This is a genomic window from Methylophaga thalassica, assembly GCF_030159795.1.
In the GTDB taxonomy this organism is placed as follows: Bacteria; Pseudomonadota; Gammaproteobacteria; order Nitrosococcales; family Methylophagaceae; genus Methylophaga; species Methylophaga thalassica.
Window position 1 is genome coordinate 51139 of sequence record NZ_BSND01000003.1, and the last position, 21236, is coordinate 72374.

Below are 21236 nucleotides of genomic sequence, written 5' to 3' on the forward strand. Positions count from 1 at the left end.
GCATGAATAGTCTTTCACATAAAAATTGCCTGATTATCGGTCTGGGTCAGACAGGGCTTTCGTGCGCGCGATTTTTAGCCAACAGAGCTTTGGGTATTGCCATCATGGATACGCGTGAGAATCCACCCTCTGTGCAGGAGGTGAAAAATGAGTATCCACAAGTATTAATTAAAACGGGTGGGCTGGACCAAGACTGGTTATTAAAAGCGGATCTTATTGTTCTGAGTCCAGGGATTGACCCACGTTTACCTGAAATTGAAATAGCACGTCAGGCGGGCATTGAGATTGTCGGTGATATTGAGCTGTTTGCCCGTTATGCTGATGCTCCTGTTGTGGCCATAACGGGCTCCAATGGTAAAAGCACCGTCACCACCTTACTTGCTTTGATGGCTCAGGTGTCGGGAAAAATAGTACGTGCCGGTGGTAATTTAGGTACGCCAGCATTAGATCTGCTGGAAGAGTCTGCACCTGATTTTTATATTCTGGAGCTATCAAGTTTCCAATTAGAAACGGTACGTTCCTTAAATGCGTTTGCGGCTGTGGTACTTAATGTCAGTCCTGATCACATGGATCGTTATGATTCGCTGGAAGCATATCAGCGGGCGAAACAAACCATCTTTAATGGTGATGGCGTCATGGTCATTAATCAGGATGACCCCATTGTTAATGACATGCGTCAATCTGGCCGAAATACTATCGGATTCAGTTTGAAACAATCCCATGGGGTGGATTTCGGTTTAATGGAAGCTGACGGGCAAACCTGGTTAGCGGAAGGTGAATATCCGTTACTGCCGGTTGAGCAAATGAAAATTGTCGGTTCACATAATATCGCTAATGCGTTGGCTGCCTTAGCACTTGGCTCAGCCATGGCCTTACCCATGTCGTCCATGTTATCGGCTTTACGTGAATATAAAGGTCTGCCACACCGTTGCCGATTAGTCAGACAGCTCAATGGTATTCGTTGGTTTAATGATTCTAAAGCAACCAATGTGGGTGCCTGTGTGGCAGCCATTAATGGGCTTGCCGGATCAGGCAATATTATTCTGATTGCTGGTGGTGTAGGTAAAGATCAGGACTTTTCAGAGCTGACGTCAGCCTTAAAACAGTCGGTTAAAGCCGTGGTGTTGATGGGGGTTGATGCCGATAAGATTGCAAAAGTGATTCCGCCTGGTGTTGAGCAAATTCAAGCAAGCGACATGGCTGATGCAGTAAAAATCGCACAGTCGATCGCCAGTGAGGGTGACAATGTTCTGCTTTCACCGGCTTGTGCCAGCTTTGATATGTTCAGCAGTTATGCCGACCGTGGCAATTCATTTGAACAAGCCGTCAGGGAGATTGCAGCATGAGTGATTCATCACTGCAATTCGATAAAAGCTTACTGTTTGCCACAGGCGCTTTGCTGTTTATCGGTCTGGTGATGGTCTGTTCAGCCTCTATCACGGTTGCAGATAGTCGCCTCGAACAACCGCTTTACTTTTTTATTCGTCAGTTTGCATTTGCGATGGTGGGACTGGCTGTGGCCTGGGCGTTTATTTCTGTGCGTTTAGCCGTGTGGCAGCGTATTGCACCACAACTGTTGATGGCCGGGGTAGCGATGCTGATCATGGTATTAATCCCTGGCATTGGTCGTGAAGTGAATGGTAGCTCTCGTTGGTTACCGTTGGGACCTGTGAATTTACAGGTAGCAGAATTGATTAAATTGTTTGCGATTATCTATATCGCTGACTATTTACAGCGTCACCATGGTCAGTTGCATGTGTCATTCTTAAAAGTCTTAGCGCCACTTACACTTTTGGGCGTTGCTGCATTGTTACTTTTATTACAGCCAGATATGGGCTCAATGGTGGTCATTATGTCTACCGTTTTGGCTATGTTGTTTTTGGGTGGTGCACGACTGGATGTATTCGCCACCTTGATTGGTGTGATGGGCATGCTGTTTGCGATGCTGGTGTGGATTGCACCTTATCGGCTTGAACGTTTACAGAGTTTTATGGACCCATGGGCTGATCCCTTCGGCAGCGGTTTTCAGTTAACACAGGCGTTGATCGCATTCGGCCGTGGCGATTGGTTCGGCGTTGGTCTTGGCAGCAGTATGCAGAAATTATTTTATTTACCAGAAGCGCATACCGACTTTCTCTATTCGATCATTGCTGAAGAATTGGGCTTAGTAGGGGCATTAACAGTGATCGTGCTGTTTTTTGTCTTTATCTGGCGAGCTTTAGCGATTGGTCGTGCAGCAGAGCAGGCTGGACAAGTTTTTGGTGCACAGATCGCTTATGGAATCGGTATTTGGTTAGGTTTACAGGCTTGCGTCAATATTGGCGTCAATATGGGAGCTTTACCGACAAAAGGACTAACACTGCCTTTGATGAGTTATGGCGGTAGTAGTTTAGTGATTGTCTGTGCAGCGATTGCATTGTTATTCCGTGTAGATATGGAAACACGAGTACCTGAAAAAGCCTCAGCGAGGATCAGACGATGAAAAGAGTCATGATCATGGCAGGCGGTACAGGTGGGCATGTTTTCCCGGCGCTCGCGGTGGCAGATGAATTGCGTCAAAGAGATGTTGAAGTGTCATGGATTGGCACTGCTCATGGTATTGAGGCGAAATTAGTGCCCGCTGCCGGTTATTTATTATCTGAAATTAAAGTCAAAGGCTTACGTGGAAACGGTGCGTTGGGTTGGTTGATGGCACCATTTAAAGTTGTCAAAGCTGTTCTGGAAGCCCGTTCGCTTATCCGTGAGTTAAAACCGGATGTGGTAATGGGCTTGGGTGGCTTTGCCTCTGGCCCAGGTGGTCTGGCTGCATGGCTGATGGGTAAACCGTTAATTATCCATGAACAAAATGCGATCCCGGGCCTGACTAATCGTTTATTAGCAAAACTGGCAGACAAAGTGCTGACGGGTTTCCCTGATAGTTTTGATAAAAAAATCGATGCTGAATGGGTGGGTAATCCGGTGAGAAAAATGATTGAAGATTTGCCAATGCCTCATCTTCGTCAGACAGAAAAAACAGGCCGCTTAAAACTCTTAGTATTAGGCGGAAGCCTGGGCGCACGCTCATTGAATACTTATGTACCGAAAGCCTTAGCCAAAATATCGGCTGAACATCGTCCAGAAGTGATTCATCAATGTGGTAGCAAACACAGCGATGATTGCCGTCAGTCATATAAAGACGCGGGTGTCGAGGCGGACGTTAAAGAATTTATTGAAGATATGGCCGAAGCCTATGCCTGGGCTGATTTAGTGATATGTCGTGCTGGCGCACTGACTGTTGCTGAAGTCGCTGCAGCAGGTATTGCATCAATTTTAGTGCCTTATCCGCACGCCGTAGATGATCACCAAACCCACAATGCCGCTGTTCTGGTTGATGCTAATGCGGCCATTTTAATGGCTGATCACAGCTTAGATGCTGATGTGATTGCCAACACCATCCGCCGACTGGATGGCGATAGAGAAGGATTGTTGAACATGGCAAACGCGGCAAGACAAGTCGCAAAAATGGGTACAGCGGCTTATATCGCAGATTTATGTATGGAGGCCGCAAATGGATAGACTGACCTCAGCTATGCAAAGTCGCGTGAAGCATATCCACTTCATCGGTATCGGTGGGGTAGGCATGGGTGGTATTGCCGAAGTCTTGTTAAACCTTGGCTATCAGGTGAGTGGTAGTGATTTAGCTGAAAACAGCCTGATCAAACACCTTCGTAGTCTGGGCGCGACCATTATGATTGGTCATGATGCATCCTATCTTGAAGGCGCTGATGTGGTGGTGGTGACTACCGCCGTCAATTCAGACAATGTTGAGCTGATTGCGGCGAGAGAGCAGTTAATTCCTGTCGTGCCAAGAGCTGAAATGCTGGCTGAGCTGATGCGGTTCAGTTATGGCATCGCGGTGGCCGGCACGCATGGTAAAACCACAACAACCAGTTTGATCGCTGCTTTGTTAAGTGAAGGCGAACTGGATCCCACATTTGTTATTGGCGGACGTTTAAACAGTGCAGGCAGTAATGCCCGATTAGGCACTGGGCGTTATCTGGTGGCTGAGGCAGATGAAAGTGATGCCTCATTCCTATATCTGCAACCGATGATTGCTGTTGTTACCAATATTGATGAAGATCATATGGCGACGTATGACGGCGACTTTGGCAAGTTAAAAGCCACCTTTATTGAATTTCTGCATCATTTGCCATTCTATGGTTTGGCTGTTTTGTGTCTGGACGATCCCGTCATTCAATCTTTATTAGCCGATGTTACCAGACCGTTCATTACCTACGGCCAGAATGAAGAGGCTGATTATCAGTTAGTTGAACTCACTCAGCATCAGGGCCAAAGCTTTTTCACCGTTGTTGAGAAACGCTCAGGGCAGAGCTTCCCTGTGACGCTGAATATGCCTGGTTTACATAATGCGCTAAACGCAACGGCAGCTATGGCTGTGGCGCGTAACCTTGATGTCAGCGTCAACGATTGCCAAAGAGCCTTATTGAAATTTGATGGTGTTGGCCGTCGCTTCAATTTATTAGGTCAGGTCAAAGCCGGACAAGGTCAGGCCATGCTTATTGATGATTATGGGCATCATCCAACGGAGATTGCCGCTACGTTGGCAGCTACCCGTGGTGGTTGGCCAAATAATCGTTTGGTGTTGGTATTCCAACCTCACCGTTACACACGTACACGCGATTTATTTGAAGATTTTGCCCACGTATTGTCCAGTGTGGATGTCCTGGTGGTATTAGAAGTGTATCCCGCTGGTGAAGCAAAAATTGCTGGTGCGGACTCTCGTAGTTTATGCCGTGCTATTCGTTTACGTGGTCAGGTTGAGCCGGTTTTTGCAGAAGATAAAGAGGCTTTATACAGCTTATTACCAGGCTTATTGGAAGACGGTGATGTGTTGTTGACCTTAGGTGCCGGTGATATTGGTCGTATGGCGCAGGCCTTGCCCGAGATATTAAATGATGGGGGTGCTGAATGATGGCGCTGCCACAAACGCTGAAAGGTGAATTGAAAATAAACGAACCCTTGTCTCGTTATAACTCATGGCGAGTAGGTGGTCCGGCAAAACAACTATATCGCCCTACAGATAGACATGATCTTGCCCTGTTTTTACAACAACTGCCGGAAAACGAGCCCGTTTTATGGGTGGGGCTAGGCAGTAACTTACTGATTCGTGACGGTGGTTTTGCCGGTACCGTTATTGTGACCGCAGGGACGTTACAAACAATTGATATCCGTGATAATGAAATTACGGCTGAAGTGGGACTCTATTGCAGCAAGCTGGCTAAACAAGCGGCTAAGGCGGGCTTGAAAGGCGCGGCTTTCTGGGCAGGCATTCCCGGTACGCTGGGTGGTGCTTTAGCAATGAATGCAGGTGCTCATGGTACGGAAACATGGGACTCGGTAGTCGAAGTGACCACAATAGATAAACAGGGTGAGCTGCATCACTACCCGGCTGAAGCGTTTGATGTGCATTATCGCCATGTCAGTTTGCCTGAGAACCAATGGTTTGTAGCGGCAAAAATGCAGTTTGAACGTGGTGACAGTGATGCTGAGCTTGAACTGATTCGTGAGTTATTGAAAAAACGAAATACCAGCCAACCAACAAATCAGCCTTGTGCCGGTTCGGTATTCCGTAACCCGCCAGGTGATTTTTCTGGACGTTTAATTGAAGTCAGCGGTCTAAAAGGGCTGACAGTCGGTGGCGCCAGTGTTTCAGATAAACATGCTAACTTTATCGTCAACAACGGTGAAGCGACTGCGGCAGACATCGAAACACTGATTGCTGATGTGCAACAACGAGTGGAACACGAGCACGGCGTCAAGTTAATTCCAGAAGTACATATTATTGGAGAGCAACTATGACAAAACGCATAAGTTCTGCTGCTGATTTTGGTCGAGTTGCTGTGCTGATGGGCGGACGTTCAGCTGAACGTGAGATTTCACTGATAAGCGGTAATGCCGTATTAGCCGGATTACAGCGTAAGGGTATTGATGCTTATGGCATTGATGTCAGTTTTGATATTTGTCAGAAGATAGCCAGCGGCGAGTTTGATCGTGCCTTTATCGTATTGCATGGAAGAGGCGGTGAAGATGGCGAGATTCAAGGCTTTTTGCAGGCGGTTAATTTGCCGTATACAGGCAGTGCAATTACTGCTTCCGTTTTATCGATGAATAAACGACTGAGCAAACTGGCGTGGATTCAGCAGGGCTTACCCACAGCGATTTTTATGCCTGTGACGGAGCAGACGGATACGCAACCATTGGTGGATGAATTAGGGCTGCCGCTTATTATCAAACCTGTGAATGAAGGCTCCAGTATTGGCATGTCAAAGGTCAATGATATTACTGAATTGCAACAGGCAATTGATTTGGCATTGAAGTATGACGCTGACGTTATTGCTGAGCAATGGATTCATGGTGAGGAATATACCGTGGCGATTTTAGATGGTGAAGCACTGCCAGCGATTCGCTTAAAAACGCCACATGAATTTTATGATTTTGATGCGAAATATCATGCTAACGATACCGAATATTTATGCCCATGTGGTCTGGATGCTGATGTTGAGCAAGGTATGCAGGATATTGCCGTAAAAGCATTTAATGCCTTAGGTATGAAAGGCTGGGGACGTATTGATTTTATGCGGGACAGCCAGGGTAATTTATTTCTGTTGGAAGCAAATAGTGTCCCTGGGATGACCGATCACAGTTTAGTCCCTATGGCAGCTAAGCAGGCAGGCCTGTCTTTTGAAGACCTTGTCTGGCGTATTTTAGAAACCAGTTTTAAGGATGAGAACTGATGGCTAAACCACGCAGAGGCGCTGTGATGCAACAAGCACCTAAGGTGAAACAGCCTAGACCGCCTGTGCCATGGAAAAGTGTGTTTAAACACTCTGCGGCTTTGTTGATAGTCGTTTTATTAGTGGCTGGTGGCGTATACCTGCGTGAAGCCGACACCTTGCCTGTAAAACATGTCACGGTGGATGGCAGCTTGCTTCATACCGACAGGAATGAATTGGTTAAAGCGGTTATGCCTTATGTCAGGGGCAGCTTTTTAAATGTGGACGTGGCCAGCATTCAAAAAGCCGGTGAAACCTTGCCTTGGGTAGAACAGATACAAGTAAGACGGGTTTGGCCAGATACGCTACACCTCATTGTGGCTGAGCATGAAGCGGTTGCCCGCTGGAATGATGATGGTCTGGTGAATCGCCACGGGAAGGTGTTTAAACCGAGTAAAGACACCATGCCTGATGGATTGATTCAGTTAAACGGGCCAGATGGTATGAGCGAGATGATGTCTCGTCGTCTGGTCGATGTTCAGCAAAAGGTCAATGTACTGGGCTTGCGAGTCATCAGTATGAGCATGGATAAACGTCGCGCCTGGCAAGTGGATTTTAAAGACGGCCTGCACCTGAAATTAGGCCGAACTGATGATGAACAGCGATTAGACCGATTTGTTACGGTGTACCTCGGTGGCTTAGGTACCTTTAAAGAACTGATTAAAGAAATTGATATGCGTTACACCAATGGGCTGGCAGTGGTATGGAAATCCGGCCAGCAACCTGATTTTAATGGAACAGTATGATGTCGAAACGAACTGAAAGAGAACTTATCGTTGGATTGGATATCGGAACATCAAAGGTAGTGGCTATCGTCGCTGCTCCCGTTCCTGATGCCGGTCCAAATGATAATGCGCTCGAAATTATTGGCATTGGCTCTCACCCAGCCAGAGGTATGAAAAAAGGGGTCGTCGTCAATATCGAATCGACCGTACAATCGATTCAGCGTGCCATCGAAGAAGCTGAACTGATGGCAGGTTGCCAGATTTATTCTGTTTATGCCGGGATTGCCGGTAGCCACATACGCAGTTTAAATTCACATGGCACCGTGGCGATTCGCGATAAAGAAGTGACACAAGGTGATCTCGACCGTGTCATGGATGCGGCACGTGCTGTTCATTTCCCCGGTGACCAGCAGTTACTGCATGTTTTGCCGCAGGAATACATTATTGATAATCAGGAAGGCATTCGCGAACCCATTGGTATGTCAGGCGTACGTCTGGAAGCCAAAGTCCATTTGATCACAGGTGCAGTGAGTGCGGCACAGAACATTACTAAATGTATTGAGCGTTGTGGCTTGACTGTCGATGGCATTGTGCTTGAGCAAATGGCATCCAGTTATTCCGTCTTAGACCAGGATGAAAAAGAATTAGGTGTTTGTTTGGTCGATATCGGTGGTGGCACAACGGATATTGCTGTGTTTGTTGATGGTGCTATTCGACACACTGCTGTGATTCCTATTGCAGGTGATCAGGTCACCAATGACATCGCTGTGGCATTACGTACACCAACGCAATATGCCGAAGAAATCAAGATTAAATATGCCTGCGCTTTGACTCAACTGGCTCGTGAAGACGAAACCATTGAAGTACCAAGTGTTGGTGACAGGCCTCCACGTCAGCTTGCCAGACAAACACTCGCTGAAGTGGTAGAGCCACGTTATGAAGAATTATTGATGTTAGTTCAGGCTGAACTACGTCGGAGTGGGTTTGAAGAATTATTGGCTGCCGGCATTGTGCTGACAGGCGGTAGTTCGAAAATGGAAGGCGCTATTGAGCTTGCTGAAGAGGTCTTCCACCTTCCTGTGCGTTTGGGAGTACCACAACATGTCGGGGGACTTGTGGATGTGGTGCGTAACCCAATTCATGCAACAGGTGTTGGGTTGCTGTTATTCGGCAATCAGGAGCATGCCCCAGGGCATGGTGAAATTAAAGTAAGTGACGGCTTAAAAGGCATGCTGGCAAGAATGAAAAGCTGGTTCCAGGGGAATTTTTAAGCTAAGTAATTAAGCATGTTTGTTTTACACATTTTTTTGGGGGAGAAGTTATGACTTTTGAATTAATTGATACATACAGTGAGAATGCCATCATTAAAGTGATTGGTGTTGGTGGTGGTGGCGGTAATGCGCTTGAGCATATGGTCATCAACCAAATTGAAGGGGTGGATTTCATCAGTGCTAATACGGATGCACAGGCATTACGTAAAAGTTCTGCCACTACCCAGTTACAACTTGGTGGTGATATCACCAAAGGCCTGGGGGCAGGTGCTAATCCTGATGTAGGCCGTCAGGCAGCATTGGAAGACAGAGAACGCATCATGGAAGTGATTGATGGTGCTGATATGGTGTTCATCACTGCAGGCATGGGTGGTGGTACAGGAACAGGTGCTGCACCAGTGGTGGCACAAGTAGCTAAAGAAATGGGGATTTTAACTGTGGCAGTTGTCACAAAACCTTTCCCATTTGAAGGTGCTAAGCGTATGAAAATTGCGCAGGCGGGTATTGAAGAGTTAGGGCAACATGTTGATTCACTTATCACTATTCCTAACGAAAAATTATTAAAAGTATTAGGGAAGGACATGACCTTGCTGAATGCGTTTAAATCAGCAAATGACGTCTTATTAGGTGCAGTACAAGGTATTGCAGAGTTAATTACTCGCGAAGGTATGATTAACGTCGACTTTGCTGACGTGAGAACTGTGATGTCAGAAATGGGTATGGCGATGATGGGAACAGGTCATGCTAAAGGTGAACATCGCGCGCGTGAAGCAGCGAAACTCGCAGTTTCAAGCCCATTATTGGAAGATGTGGATTTAGCGGGTGCTCGTGGTGTGTTAGTTAATATTACTGCTGGTCTGGATATGAGTATTGGTGAATTCGAAGAAGTGGGTAACACCATTAAAGAATTTGCTTCAGATGACGCCACAGTAGTAGTAGGAACGGTCATTGATCCGGATATGACGGATGAATTGAGAGTCACCGTTGTCGCGACTGGTTTAGGAGCTCCTAGAGCCGTCGTTGCAAAAGCGCCTGAAGAAGCTGCGCCACAAATTGAAATTGTGAAAAAGCCTGTTGAAATTGATTATGATGAACCAACAGTGATTCGCAATGGTAAAGATAGCCAGCAGAAACAAGTGGCCAATGGTGATGTCAATATGGATTATTTGGATATTCCGGCTTTCCTGCGTCGCCAGGCTGATTAATTTAGTGTAGCTGCTAATATTGTGCTTATGATATTATGCTTTGATCTGTAACTGTTTAAGGGGGTAATACACCGTGATAAAGCAACGAACATTGAAGAATGTGATTCGTGCGACCGGTGTCGGTTTGCATAGTGGTGAGATGGTTTATCTGACCCTGCGTCCTGCTGCCCCTAATACAGGCATCATTTTTCGTAGAGTTGATCTCGACCCTGTAGTTGAGATTCAGGCGAAAGCTGAGAATGTCGGTGAAACAGCCTTATCAACCACGCTGATTGAACATGGTCAGCGCGTTTCGACAGTAGAGCATTTATTATCTGCGTTTGCCGGATTAGGTATCGATAATGCTTATATTGATCTGAATGCGGCTGAAGTACCTATTATGGACGGCAGTGCTGGTCCATTTGTTTTCTTGGTACAGTCAGCAGGTATCGAAGAGCAGAATGTTGCTAAACAGTTTATTCGAATCAAAAAACCAGTGATGATGGAAGATGGTGATAAATGGGCGAAGTTTGAGCCATTTGATGGCTTCAAAGTGTCTTTCACTATTGATTTTGAGCATCCAGCTTTTACCGGACGTCCCCAACAAGTCGATGTTGATTTCTCCTCCACATCGTTTGTCCGTGAAGTAAGCCGTGCTCGTACCTTTGGTTTTATGAAAGATATCGAAAAGTTACGCGAAAATAATCTGGCGTTAGGTGGCAGTATGGACAATGCCATTGTGGTTGATGATTACCGTGTCTTAAATGAAGATGGTTTACGCTACGAAGACGAATTTGTTCGTCATAAAGTCTTGGATGCCATCGGTGATTTATATTTACTTGGACATAGTCTGATTGGTGCCTTTAAAGGTCATAAATCAGGCCATGAAGTGAATAATAAATTGTTACGGAAATTATTAGCTCAAGAAGATGCTTGGGAATTAGTAAGCTTTGAAGACGATAAAGATGCCCCCATTCTTTTCAGTCGACCTGCAGCTTCTATCTCAGGTTAATCCTTTTCCTGGGCTTGACGTTTAGCTAATTTATTCAAGGCGGCCTTTAACGGGCCGTCTTGCATTTCAGCGGCTGTACTTTCGAGAAGGTCTGCTGTTTTTGCAGAAACACGAAGTGTATTCGGAAGTGTTTTCTGTTTCAGTGGTTCAGACTGTGGTCGAACTTTTACTTCAAGTTTTTTGATTGGTTTAGGTAAATGCGCTGATAAAGTACTGCAAATAAAGGCAGCTTGAAAGCGCAATAGACTGGCATAATTGGCTTTGTCGGTGAGGATGACAATTTTGTCTTCCGTGATGTTTGCCAATGTGCAATGATTACTAAATTTTAAAGGCAGGCTTTTTTGCAAAATGGTGTTAAGCTTGTTCAGTTTTTGGGCGCGAATTGATAACCATTTCATCTGGTTATCGTTTTGATAGAGTTGGTTTATGCGCTCAGGTTTTTTTGACATATTTTAAGTGACTGAAAAAGGATAACAATGCAGGTTATCATTATATCCTCAAACAGCAAGACCCATAAGCATTGGCATTTGACGCGATCGACGTTGTTGATACTCATGCTGATGTTAACGTGTTTGATCAGTGTGAGCAGTTATAGCCTCGCTAAATGGCTTTATACCGATCGCGTTATTGAAAATCCTCTTCCTGTACCTCCTCTCACTTCAACTCCAAAGCCAACCGATACGAATCAGACTCTGGCTAGCAATAATCAAGAAGAAAATCTGCAAGAATTTTATGCAAAGCAATTAGGTGGCTTGCAGGCGGAAACGATTCGTTTGAAGATGTTCAGCGAACGCTTAGCGCAAATTGCCGGATTCGATACAGAAGACTTTTCGTTAGATGAACATCCGGGGCAGGGCGGCATTGAGCATGATGGTTCACCACTGGGTAGTGAAGCATTAGATCGTGGGATACAACAGCTTTCCAGTCAATTACGTGGTCAGAGCGACACACTAAACGCGCTTGAGGAATACCTGATAACAAAGGAAAACATTGCAGCGGGTATCCCTGAAGGTAAACCCGTCAAGAATGGCTGGGTATCATCATTCTATGGTAATCGTATTGATCCCTTTAATGGTAAAAAAACCTTTCATGAAGGAATTGATATCGCAGCAAAAGAAAATAGTCCGGTTATGGCTGTTGCTGATGGTATTGTGAGTTGGGTAGGTGATCGTGGAGGTTACGGCGGTTTAGTTGAAATCGATCATGGCAATGGTTATGTCACACGATACGCGCACAATAAAACGATCAAAGTAAGCAAGGGTGAGCGTGTAACCAAAGGTGAGATAGTAGCACTGATGGGCTCTACAGGCCGATCAACCGGGCCACATGTTCACTATGAAGTATTGCGAGACGGTCAACATATCAATCCTTATAGTTTTATCAAGTAAATTCTTTTTAGCTCTTGTTTTATCCGTGGGAAGTCTCCACATGAAACAGTGTGATCTACAAACGCTGACTTTGTCCGCGTTATAATCACAAATTTATTACTTTTTATCGGTGTTCGTTCACGCCGAAGTCAACACAGTGTAAGGCGAAAAAATGGTTAGCAAGTTTTTCAGTAAAATTTTTGGTAGTCGTAACGAGCGCGTATTAAAAAAAATGCGTAAGTACATAGATGAGATTGCCAAGTTTGAGACCGAAATAGAGCAACTTGATGACCCGGCATTACAGGCTAAAACGCAAGAATTCAAACAACGCCTTGCCGATGGACAGACTACGGATGATTTATTGACCGAAGCGTTTGCCGTGGTACGTGAAGCCAGTAAACGTGTGCTTGGCATGCGTCATTTCGATGTGCAGTTGATCGGCGGTATGGTGCTGAATGATGGCAAAGTCGCTGAGATGAAAACCGGTGAAGGTAAAACCCTGGTGGCGACACTCGCCGTCTATTTGAATGCACTTGAAGGTAAAGGTGTTCATGTCATCACAGTTAATGATTATCTGGCAAAACGTGATGCTACCCAAATGGGCAAACTGTATGGCTTTCTCGGACTGACAACTGGCGTAATTGTTGGCGGTCTGTCTAATGATGACCGACGCGAAGCCTATGCCTGTGATATTACATACGGCACCAATAATGAATTTGGCTTTGATTATCTTCGAGACAATATGGCGTTCCGTCTTGAAGAGAAGGTTCAACGAGAATTACATTTTGCTGTTATCGATGAAGTTGACTCGATCCTAATCGATGAAGCAAGAACACCGCTCATTATCTCTGGTCCCGCGGAAGACAGCTCTGAGTTATATCAGAAAATTAATACACTCATTCCAAGCCTGAGCAAACAAGAAGGTGAGGGTGATGATGTCACTGTGCCTGGTGATTTCACCCTGGATGAGAAAAATAAGCAGGTTCATTTTACTGAATCGGGTCATGAAAAAATTGAATCCATGCTGACCGATATCGGTTTGTTATCTGCTGATGCCAGTTTGTACGACGCGGCAAATATCGGCCTGATGCATCACGTAACAGCCGCACTGCGTGCACATGTGCTGTTCCAACGAGATGTCGATTATATTGTGCAAGATAATCAAATTGTGATTGTTGACGAGTTCACGGGTAGAAGTATGCCGGGCCGTCGGTGGTCTGAAGGTCTGCATCAAGCTGTTGAAGCTAAGGAAAATGTGAAGATTCAAAATGAGAATCAAACATTAGCGTCAATTACATTCCAGAACTACTTCCGTTTGTATAACAAATTGTCAGGTATGACCGGTACGGCTGATACCGAAGCTTATGAGCTTCAGTCTATTTATGGTTTGGAAGTGGTGGTTATTCCGACACATAAAGAAATGCTGCGTAAGGATGAAGCGGACCGTATTTACCTAACGGCGAAAGAAAAGTACGACGCTATTCTGGAAGATGTGAAAGATTGTGTGAAACGTGGCCAACCTGTGTTAGTGGGTACCGCATCGATTGAAAGTTCAGAATACCTTCATAGTTTGCTTAAAAAAGCCAAAATTCCGCATGAAGTGCTCAACGCGAAGTTTCACGAAAAAGAAGCGCATATTATTGCCAATGCGGGTATGCCTTCAGCGGTGACTATTGCAACAAATATGGCTGGTCGCGGTACTGATATCGTACTGGGTGGCAGCCTGGAAGCAGAATTAGAGGCGTTACCGGAAGACACCAGTGAAGAACAAAAACAAAAAATTCGTCAGGAGTGGATGAACCGTCATGAAGCTGTGTTAGCAGCAGGTGGCTTGCATATCATCGGTACAGAGCGTCATGAGTCTCGTCGTATTGATAATCAGTTGCGTGGTCGTTCTGGCCGTCAGGGTGATCCTGGTTCAACACGTTTTTACTTATCGCTTGAAGATAATTTAATGCGTATTTTTGCGTCAGAGCGTATGGCTGGTTTGATGCAGAAATTAGGTATGGAAGAGGGTGAAGCCATTGAGCATCCTTGGGTATCCCGTGCGATTGAAAATGCGCAGCGTAAAGTTGAAGGTCATAACTTTGATATTCGTAAACAGTTACTTGAGTTTGATGATGTCGCCAATGACCAGCGTAAAGTCGTTTATGAGCAACGTAATGAATTGATGGCGGCTGATGATGTGTCAGAAACCATCACATCAATGCGCAGTAGTGTAATTAATGATGTTATCAGTTTGTATATTCCGCCTAACAGCATTGATGAACAGTGGGATACCGCTGGTCTTGAGGATGCGTTACGCGAAGAGTTTGCTTTAGATGCGCCGGTTAGAACGTGGTTAGATCAAGATGATTCTCTGCATGAAGAATCATTACGTGAACGTATCGTAGAAGAAGCTGAAAAAGCCTATAAACAGAAAGAACAGGCGGTTGGTGAAGAATTGATGCGTCATTTTGAAAAAGCCATCATGTTGCAAACACTAGATTCGCAATGGAAAGATCATCTGGCGCAGATGGATTATTTACGTACCGGTATCAACTTACGTGGTTACGCACAAAAAGATCCTAAGCAAGAATATAAACGTGAATCGTTCAGTCTGTTTAAAACCATGCTGGATAATATTAAACATGAAGTAATCAAGTTGATTTCTCGTGTTCAGGTTCGCGCTGAAGAAGATGTGGAAGCTGTTGAAGAACAACGCCGACAAACGGCTGAAATGGAATATCAACATGAGCAGGCTCAGCAATTAGCCAGCAGTGAAGACAATCAACAAGAAGATTTAGCAGCTCATCAGCCTTACACACGTGAAGGTAATAAAGTGGGACGTAATGATCCTTGTCCTTGTGGCAGTGGTAAGAAGTTTAAACAGTGTCACGGAGCGATTAGTTAATGGCAGTGAATTTGTCAGCACCTACTGCAGAAGCATTATTAGCTGTTAAAGGTATCCGGCTTGCCACAGCAAGTGCAGGAATAAAAAAGCCTGGTAGACAGGATGTTGTTTTGATTGAGCTGGCAGAAGGTACACAAACAGCAGCTGTCTATACAAAAAATGCGTTTTGTGCAGCACCTGTTATTGTGGCTAAACAACATCAAAGCAATGAAGCATCGCGCTATTTACTCATCAATTCTGGTAATGCTAATGCCGGTACCGGTGATGCAGGCCTTTTAGCCGCAAAATCCTGTTGTCAGGCTGTCGCCGATGTGGCTCATGTCAATGAGGCCAGCGTTTTACCTTTCTCTACAGGTGTCATTGGTCAGCCACTACCAGTTGATAAAATCAGTGCAGTATTACCGGAAGCCTATAGTCGTTTATCTGAAGATAATTGGCTGGCTGCCGCCCATGGCATTATGACCACTGATACCATTGCTAAAGCAAAATCTGTTCAGTTACAGCTTGATGGCAAAACTGTTACGATTACAGGCATATCAAAAGGATCCGGCATGATCCGGCCTGATATGGCCACCATGCTGGCGTATATTGCGACTGATGCCAATATCGACCCTGCGGTATTAAAGACAATGCTTAATAATGCCATGGGACAATCATTCAATCGCATCACGGTGGATGGTGATACATCAACCAATGATGCTTGTGTATTAATGGCAACCTGCCAGGCAGGTAATGAAGAAGTTAAACAAATCAGCACCGCTGAAGGTGAAGCCTTGCAGGAAGCGATTACCGATGTGTGTCGATATCTGGCTCAGGCGATTGTGCGTGACGGTGAAGGTGCCACCAAGTTTATTACTATCAATGTCGAACAAGGCCAAAGTCAGGAAGAATGTCGACAAGTGGCTTATACCATAGCCCATTCGCCATTAGTAAAAACGGCATTGTTTGCCTCAGATCCAAACTGGGGACGAATCCTGGCGGCCGTTGGTCGAAGTGGTTTAATGGATTTTGATTTATCAGGCGTATCTATTTTTATAGGTGATGTCTGTATTGTTGAGTCTGGTCAACCTGAGAATAGTTACACTGAAGAAAAAGGCCAGGCTGTGATGGCTGAGTCAGAAATTACTATCACGGTGAAATTGAACCGAGGTGATGCCTATGATCAAGTCTGGACCTGTGACTTTTCTTACGACTACGTAAAAATTAACGCTGAGTATCGCACCTGAATTAGAGCAAACAATGAGCGAAAATACTATTACCACCCTGAGTGAGTTTCTGGAGCAGAGTGGCGCCCATTACCGCGTCTTTGATATGGGCCGTAGAGTCACCAAACTGAGTGCTAAGAAATTTACTCGTTTTGAAGCGGCTGAAGTACCTTATCCGTATCCATTCCAACGTACCGCTCTATTTGGCATTATCTTTTGGCATCCACAATTCACAGACAGACACTATGTCTGGTTTCTCAAGTTTCCTCTCGATGAACAGGGCCTATTAATTCAGGCCGCTCGCGACGAGTTTCTGGTAATGGTGCTGGATAGGGTAGGTGAGTATTTACTCGCTGCTGCTGATGGCAAGTATATTGAAGGCGCATTAAAAGATAGTCCTTATAGCTTCAATCCACGCGAAGATCGGATGGCGGCTTTTAATGCACAGGCAACCAAAAGTCTCAGCTTAAGACCTTCATCATTTTACGAGGCAGCATACGACTACTTTACTGGTCAGAAACCGTTTGATAGTTGGCAAGTTCTTGGCATGCAGGGCGTTGCCGATATTGCGGTGAGAACTGATGATAAAACGCTGACAAAAGCGTTAATTCAAACCTTACCCCAGCTTCCACCTCAACCCTTTCATATGCTGACTTCATTTATGGAAAATGCTGAACCAGCGAATAATATGGTTGAGGCTTTGCAGTGGCGGCTTAAAAATGAGTTAGAGCAAAATCAGCCTGATATAACTGAGGTTTGTGCTTGTCTGAGGGCTGTTTCTAATACCTCTGCTCAGGGCATGGTTGAGAGTATGGTCAAGCAGACGCTTATGTCTGATATCAGTCGTCATATTGAAGTGTTAGCCGTGATTGCCGGTCGTTGCTGGAAAGTACTTGAGTCTTCGGAACTGTGTCAGCTATTTGTTGAAAAACTCGCTGTTAATGAAGCTGGTTATGAAGGCTTTAGCCATATACTGGCAGATTTAATGTTTATGCCTGGTATGCGTGAATTAGTGATGACAGCATTACGCAACCCAAACCGTTCAGCCGAGTTGACCCAGCAAGTGGGTACAATGTTTGGCTCTTGAGTTCTAGCATAAGATTTCTTCTGACTCACTGACGTTTCACTACTATGTACTATCAAGTACAACTTATTACACCCTATGCTCAAAGGATTGTTAGTATTAGGTTTCTTAAATGACAGAATACTAGTATGAAAATCTTATTATTAAGGATGATGGGCTTAGGTGATGTGGCTTCCATATTATTACCTGCAGCCAAGATAATGCGACAACGCTACCCTGATGCCGAGCTGGACGTGATGACATTTAATGTTGGCGCTGAACTCATGGGCTTGATGCCCGAAATTGATAAAGTGCATATGGTGACGTCAGAACAGTGGCCGTCTGAAATGCAGGAAGCCTTACCTCGCTTTATTGATTTGGCCGAATATCTTGCTTACGAAGAATACGATCAGATTATTAATCTTGATACTTGGTTTATGCCTTGTGTGCTGGCTAGATGTCTTAAAGATATGGGGTTGCCCGTCGCGGGTAACTACCTGCAAATGTCGATGCAAGAGCTATTTTCATCATTGTTAACCTTTGAAATTCAACAATCATATGTTCAACAGCCATGGCAATACATAGAAAGTACCTTTCCTAATATGGCCCAGTGGTTTGAGCGTTGGTGGGATAAGCCTGAATATGCTGAAATGGCCTATCCACAGTTTTACCTAAATCAGTGTTGTCAGTTCCCTGAAACTATCGATATTTCTTTGGATAGCTTTGATAAAACTGTGACTTTTCCATGCGGTGAGCGGCAAAGAGTTATTGCTTTATCGACTTCTGGACGTATTGCCAGTAAACAATATCCCTATAAGGACGAATTGAAGCGTTTACTGGAAGCTGAAGGTTATTATGTGTGGAGCGAGTTTAATGGTGAAGTGAGCATGGATGTCACGCTCGGGCGTTTGGCGAAAACGGACTTATTAATTACCGTAGCAACAGCGACACAGTGGTTAGCCAGGCTGGTTGATTGTCCATCTTATATGATCACTGGCCCTTTGCCTCCATCCATTCTCGGAGCAGAAGTCTCAGCAGAGAAACATATTGATTGTCAGTATTGCGCACAAAGTAAGTGTCATTTGGATACGCCATTTGCCTGTATGGATATCAAACCAGATCTTATTGTGCAGCAGGTGAAAAGCTTCTTTAATGACAAAGATAAAGTGCAATAAATTTTTTTACCCTGCTAAGGCAGGGAACAGGCCTTTTAAACCATTCGCAATAAACTCGACCGCAATAGCAGCCAGAATAAGCCCCATAATACGTGTAGCGATATTGATACCATTTGTAGACATACGGCGGGCTATCCATGGCACCAACAATAATAAAATCCATAACAACAAGCCCAGCAGGATGATATCCAGGGCGATAATACTGTAATGGGCAACGCCATGACCTTTATAAGCATTAATGATGACGGTACTGATTGCACCCGGACCGGCAAGAAGAGGCATGGCAAGAGGAACAACAGCAATGGACTCACCTGACTGCTGGGCCAGTTCATGATTTTGTTTCAGGCCTTTACTGGTGTTATGAAGCATGCCAATACCCATCAGTAACAGCATAATGCCACCACCAACACGAAACGAGTTAATACTGATGCCAAAAAACTCTAAAATCCACTGCCCTAAAAAGGCAGTGACTAAAAGAATGGTTGTGGCAGCGATAATCACAGTCCGTGCTATTTTTGCACGCTCAGCACTGCTGTAATCAGCCGTCAGACTGATGTAAATGGGAATAATACCTAGTGGATTAACAATGGCGATTAAGGACACCAGAAATTTTGTATATTCAGTATAGTCGAGCATGATTAGCTTAGATTCTTATCTTCAATATGTGTGGTGATACCATCAATTGTTTTGCTATTTTTTCTCGCCAATAGTCTTCAATCCCTGTAGTCCCTTTTTTTTCAGCCCAATTATTAAGCTGCTCACGTTCACCGTTATAGTCGAAAAAAGGAACTGCCATGCCACAAGAGGTTTGGACTAAATCAATGTTCAGATCAAATATTTGTCGGGCACCTGGAAGTGGATCAAACAAATAGAATAATTCATGCCATTCGGCATCATTTTGATGAATCACGCTGGCAGTACCATAGAGACGCAAAATCATGGGCTTACCGCTAAAGGCACAGAACATAATGGTCATTCGGGGATGTTGCTGAATATGGCCTGCTGTTTCATTACCGCTGCCGGTTACATTGAGCCAAATGACTCTGTTCGGGGTCAGAACGCGAAGTGAGTCCATACCTTTTGGTGAAATATTCACACGACTATGTTCCGTCGCTGTGCCAACAAAAAAGAGATGTTGTTGCTGAATAAATTCGATTAAGCGATCAGATAACGCATCAAATTTCTGTCCCATATTCGTTTATAAGCCTTTTCTGTTTTCGACGATTTGTTTTTGCCATTCGTGTTCCATCATCACCTCATAAGTCGATTCCACCCGATCAAGAAAAACATGACCTTGCAGATGATCAAACTCATGCTGAAAAACACGGGCAAGGAAACCATCATATCGGGTTTCAACCCATTCAGCCTGGCGGGTTTGATAACGAACGTGAATCTGAGTATGACGAGGCACTAATCCACGGATACCGGGTAGGCTAAGGCAACCTTCCCAGTCTTTTTCTTGTGTATTTGAGGTGGAAATGATTTCTGGGTTAATAACAAAAAAAGCAGGCACATCCGGTGCATGAGGATAACGGGCATTCGGATGGGATGACATGATAAAAAAACGCTGTGAAATCCCTACTTGTGGTGCGGCGATACCCATGCCGCCTTTTTCCATCACAAAATCCATCAGCTTATCCAGTTGTGACTGGAAGGCGGGATTCATGATGTCTTCAACTCTTTCAGTAGGTTGACGAAGAATCGGATGGCCTAACTGAAAAATGTCGAAAAGTTTTGTCATATTAAAGGTGCTTGTAACGGATCATGTAATCGGAACCAACCTGCAATACTGTAACGATCTCGGTAGCTTTTGACTACTTCATGTGGAAATTGCTCACTGAGAAAAATTACAAAACAGCCAAAGTTTGGGTTAACGCTTTCAATGACGGTATCTGAATCTGCTGCATAAATGAATAACTGACCACCATCAGCTTCTTGCCATTCAGGATTGAGATAGAGCACGGTGGTTAATACCCGGTTAGATTCACCTTTGAATGCATCGACATGTTTTTTATAAAAAGCCCCCCGTGCGTAATGCGCATAATGGGCTTCGTAATCAAACAAGCCCATAAACAAGCGACGGTTCATAGCCAGACGAAACTCAGCCATCTGATCGAGATAAGCTTTATCAATACTGTTGTCCAACGTTAGCCAGCGGGTTTCATCACGACGAACAGTGTTATTCAACTGAAAGTCCTGTTCACGGCCAATACCTGCACGTTTGAAGTCATCTTCATCCAGGTTCATCACACGTTGTTGTAATGCATTATTCATATTAGCATGGAGAAGCTGTGGCAGGACGCAATAGCCTTTATCAGCTATGGCATCAGCAATGTAATCATAGGTGGCTTCTGTGGGGTGAATTAACGGCTTCAAGCATGCAATCTCCAAACGGACAAATAAGACCAGACCGATTACTTTAGATGGAGAGCTTGGGAGTCTAATGACCGGCTGGTTCCATTGAGGTAAGGGGTTGAGCAGGCAGCAAAATTTAGCAAATTTTTGCTG

Annotated in this window: 20 protein-coding genes; 15 read left to right on the top strand and 5 right to left on the bottom strand. The window is 44.8% G+C overall.

Going from position 1 to position 21236, the window contains the following annotated elements; all coding sequences use genetic code 11:
• The first annotated feature begins 2 nt into the window (after nt 1–2).
• The 10 genes from murD to lpxC all read left to right on the top strand — a co-directional run bounded on the left by murD (nt 3) and on the right by lpxC (nt 11025).
• Nucleotides 3–1346, top strand: coding sequence for a UDP-N-acetylmuramoyl-L-alanine--D-glutamate ligase (gene murD / locus QQL60_RS00320; RefSeq protein ID WP_237701208.1), 1344 nt, complete (start codon nt 3–5; stop codon nt 1344–1346).
• Nucleotides 1343–2482 (top strand): putative lipid II flippase FtsW, encoded by a 1140-nt coding sequence (gene ftsW / locus QQL60_RS00325; RefSeq protein ID WP_007146006.1) that lies wholly within the window; start codon nt 1343–1345, stop codon nt 2480–2482. The genes murD and ftsW overlap by 4 nt, the downstream gene beginning before the upstream one ends.
• Nucleotides 2479–3555, top strand: a complete 1077-nt coding sequence (gene murG / locus QQL60_RS00330; RefSeq protein ID WP_007146005.1) for an undecaprenyldiphospho-muramoylpentapeptide beta-N-acetylglucosaminyltransferase — start codon at nt 2479–2481, stop codon at nt 3553–3555. The genes ftsW and murG overlap by 4 nt, the downstream gene beginning before the upstream one ends.
• Nucleotides 3548–4972 (top strand): UDP-N-acetylmuramate--L-alanine ligase, encoded by a 1425-nt coding sequence (gene murC, locus QQL60_RS00335; protein WP_007146004.1) that lies wholly within the window; start codon nt 3548–3550, stop codon nt 4970–4972. The genes murG and murC overlap by 8 nt, the downstream gene beginning before the upstream one ends.
• Complete coding sequence (murB, locus tag QQL60_RS00340; RefSeq protein ID WP_007146003.1) at nt 4969–5859, top strand: UDP-N-acetylmuramate dehydrogenase; 891 nt, start codon at nt 4969–4971, stop codon at nt 5857–5859. Before murC ends, murB begins: the two co-directional genes overlap by 4 nt.
• Nucleotides 5856–6794, top strand: coding sequence for a D-alanine--D-alanine ligase (locus QQL60_RS00345; protein ID WP_007146002.1), 939 nt, complete (start codon nt 5856–5858; stop codon nt 6792–6794). Before murB ends, QQL60_RS00345 begins: the two co-directional genes overlap by 4 nt.
• The gene (locus tag QQL60_RS00350) at nt 6794–7579 is read left to right on the top strand and encodes a cell division protein FtsQ/DivIB (protein WP_007146001.1); all 786 of its coding nucleotides are present in this window, start codon (nt 6794–6796) and stop codon (nt 7577–7579) included. The genes QQL60_RS00345 and QQL60_RS00350 overlap by 1 nt, the downstream gene beginning before the upstream one ends.
• On the top strand, nt 7579–8829 hold the full coding sequence (gene ftsA, locus QQL60_RS00355) for a cell division protein FtsA (RefSeq protein WP_040576281.1): 1251 nt from the start codon (nt 7579–7581) through the stop codon (nt 8827–8829). Before QQL60_RS00350 ends, ftsA begins: the two co-directional genes overlap by 1 nt.
• 50 nt (nt 8830–8879) lie before the next feature.
• Complete coding sequence (gene ftsZ, locus QQL60_RS00360; protein ID WP_007145999.1) at nt 8880–10034, top strand: cell division protein FtsZ; 1155 nt, start codon at nt 8880–8882, stop codon at nt 10032–10034.
• Nucleotides 10035–10107: 73 nt separating this feature from the next.
• Complete coding sequence (lpxC, locus tag QQL60_RS00365; protein ID WP_273182677.1) at nt 10108–11025, top strand: UDP-3-O-acyl-N-acetylglucosamine deacetylase; 918 nt, start codon at nt 10108–10110, stop codon at nt 11023–11025.
• Here lpxC and QQL60_RS00370 read toward each other — a convergent pair.
• The gene (locus tag QQL60_RS00370) at nt 11022–11423 is read right to left on the bottom strand and encodes a DciA family protein (protein WP_284722066.1); all 402 of its coding nucleotides are present in this window, start codon (nt 11421–11423) and stop codon (nt 11022–11024) included. The two genes, lpxC and QQL60_RS00370, sit on opposite strands and share 4 nt — an antisense overlap.
• Before the next feature lie 156 nt (nt 11424–11579).
• Between QQL60_RS00370 and QQL60_RS00375 the strand changes: the two genes are divergently transcribed.
• From QQL60_RS00375 to QQL60_RS00395, 5 genes are all read left to right on the top strand, one after another.
• On the top strand, nt 11580–12413 hold the full coding sequence (locus tag QQL60_RS00375; RefSeq protein WP_007145996.1) for a M23 family metallopeptidase: 834 nt from the start codon (nt 11580–11582) through the stop codon (nt 12411–12413).
• 151 nt (nt 12414–12564) lie between these two features.
• Nucleotides 12565–15285, top strand: a complete 2721-nt coding sequence (gene secA / locus QQL60_RS00380; protein WP_273182672.1) for a preprotein translocase subunit SecA — start codon at nt 12565–12567, stop codon at nt 15283–15285.
• Entirely contained in the window at nt 15285–16511 is a 1227-nt protein-coding gene (argJ, locus tag QQL60_RS00385; protein ID WP_284722067.1) for a bifunctional glutamate N-acetyltransferase/amino-acid acetyltransferase ArgJ, read from the top strand. The genes secA and argJ overlap by 1 nt, the downstream gene beginning before the upstream one ends.
• A gap of 13 nt (nt 16512–16524) precedes the next feature.
• On the top strand, nt 16525–17577 hold the full coding sequence (locus QQL60_RS00390) for a DUF3549 family protein (RefSeq protein ID WP_284722068.1): 1053 nt from the start codon (nt 16525–16527) through the stop codon (nt 17575–17577).
• Nucleotides 17578–17702: 125 nt separating this feature from the next.
• Entirely contained in the window at nt 17703–18728 is a 1026-nt protein-coding gene (locus QQL60_RS00395; protein ID WP_284722069.1) for a glycosyltransferase family 9 protein, read from the top strand.
• A 6-nt stretch (nt 18729–18734) separates the two neighbouring features.
• On the opposite strand, the gene QQL60_RS00400 is transcribed toward QQL60_RS00395, so the two are convergent.
• Genes QQL60_RS00400 through QQL60_RS00415 form a run of 4 tightly spaced genes read right to left on the bottom strand, consistent with a single transcriptional unit; the run spans nt 18735 to nt 21104 of the window.
• Nucleotides 18735–19364 (bottom strand): MarC family protein, encoded by a 630-nt coding sequence (locus QQL60_RS00400; RefSeq protein ID WP_007145991.1) that lies wholly within the window; start codon nt 19362–19364, stop codon nt 18735–18737.
• Nucleotides 19365–19371: 7 nt separating this feature from the next.
• Nucleotides 19372–19920 (bottom strand): pyridoxamine 5'-phosphate oxidase family protein, encoded by a 549-nt coding sequence (locus QQL60_RS00405; RefSeq protein ID WP_284722070.1) that lies wholly within the window; start codon nt 19918–19920, stop codon nt 19372–19374.
• Nucleotides 19921–19926: 6 nt separating this feature from the next.
• Complete coding sequence (gene def / locus QQL60_RS00410) at nt 19927–20469, bottom strand: peptide deformylase (protein WP_284722071.1); 543 nt, start codon at nt 20467–20469, stop codon at nt 19927–19929.
• Nucleotides 20466–21104 carry a 2OG-Fe(II) oxygenase gene (locus QQL60_RS00415; protein ID WP_284722072.1) on the bottom strand — a complete coding sequence of 213 codons (639 nt, stop codon included), beginning with the start codon at nt 21102–21104 and terminating at the stop codon, nt 20466–20468. Before QQL60_RS00415 ends, def begins: the two co-directional genes overlap by 4 nt.
• Nucleotides 21105–21236: the final 132 nt, after the last annotated feature.

Bases quoted from the DNA above. Each gene is read 5' to 3' on its own strand.
- murD (WP_237701208.1), top strand. From the start codon at position 3: ATGAATAGTCTTTCACATAAAAATTGCCTGATTATCGGTCTGGGTCAG.
- ftsW (WP_007146006.1), top strand. From the start codon at position 1,343: ATGAGTGATTCATCACTGCAATTCGATAAAAGCTTACTGTTTGCCACA.
- murG (WP_007146005.1), top strand. From the start codon at position 2,479: ATGAAAAGAGTCATGATCATGGCAGGCGGTACAGGTGGGCATGTTTTC.
- murC (WP_007146004.1), top strand. From the start codon at position 3,548: ATGGATAGACTGACCTCAGCTATGCAAAGTCGCGTGAAGCATATCCAC.
- murB (WP_007146003.1), top strand. From the start codon at position 4,969: ATGATGGCGCTGCCACAAACGCTGAAAGGTGAATTGAAAATAAACGAA.
- QQL60_RS00345 (WP_007146002.1), top strand. From the start codon at position 5,856: ATGACAAAACGCATAAGTTCTGCTGCTGATTTTGGTCGAGTTGCTGTG.
- QQL60_RS00350 (WP_007146001.1), top strand. From the start codon at position 6,794: ATGGCTAAACCACGCAGAGGCGCTGTGATGCAACAAGCACCTAAGGTG.
- ftsA (WP_040576281.1), top strand. From the start codon at position 7,579: ATGTCGAAACGAACTGAAAGAGAACTTATCGTTGGATTGGATATCGGA.
- ftsZ (WP_007145999.1), top strand. From the start codon at position 8,880: ATGACTTTTGAATTAATTGATACATACAGTGAGAATGCCATCATTAAA.
- QQL60_RS00370 (WP_284722066.1), bottom strand. From the start codon at position 11,423: ATGAAATGGTTATCAATTCGCGCCCAAAAACTGAACAAGCTTAACACC.
- QQL60_RS00375 (WP_007145996.1), top strand. From the start codon at position 11,580: ATGCTGATGTTAACGTGTTTGATCAGTGTGAGCAGTTATAGCCTCGCT.
- secA (WP_273182672.1), top strand. From the start codon at position 12,565: ATGGTTAGCAAGTTTTTCAGTAAAATTTTTGGTAGTCGTAACGAGCGC.
- argJ (WP_284722067.1), top strand. From the start codon at position 15,285: ATGGCAGTGAATTTGTCAGCACCTACTGCAGAAGCATTATTAGCTGTT.
- QQL60_RS00390 (WP_284722068.1), top strand. From the start codon at position 16,525: ATGAGCGAAAATACTATTACCACCCTGAGTGAGTTTCTGGAGCAGAGT.
- QQL60_RS00395 (WP_284722069.1), top strand. From the start codon at position 17,703: ATGAAAATCTTATTATTAAGGATGATGGGCTTAGGTGATGTGGCTTCC.
- QQL60_RS00400 (WP_007145991.1), bottom strand. From the start codon at position 19,364: ATGCTCGACTATACTGAATATACAAAATTTCTGGTGTCCTTAATCGCC.
- QQL60_RS00405 (WP_284722070.1), bottom strand. From the start codon at position 19,920: ATGGGACAGAAATTTGATGCGTTATCTGATCGCTTAATCGAATTTATT.
- def (WP_284722071.1), bottom strand. From the start codon at position 20,469: ATGACAAAACTTTTCGACATTTTTCAGTTAGGCCATCCGATTCTTCGT.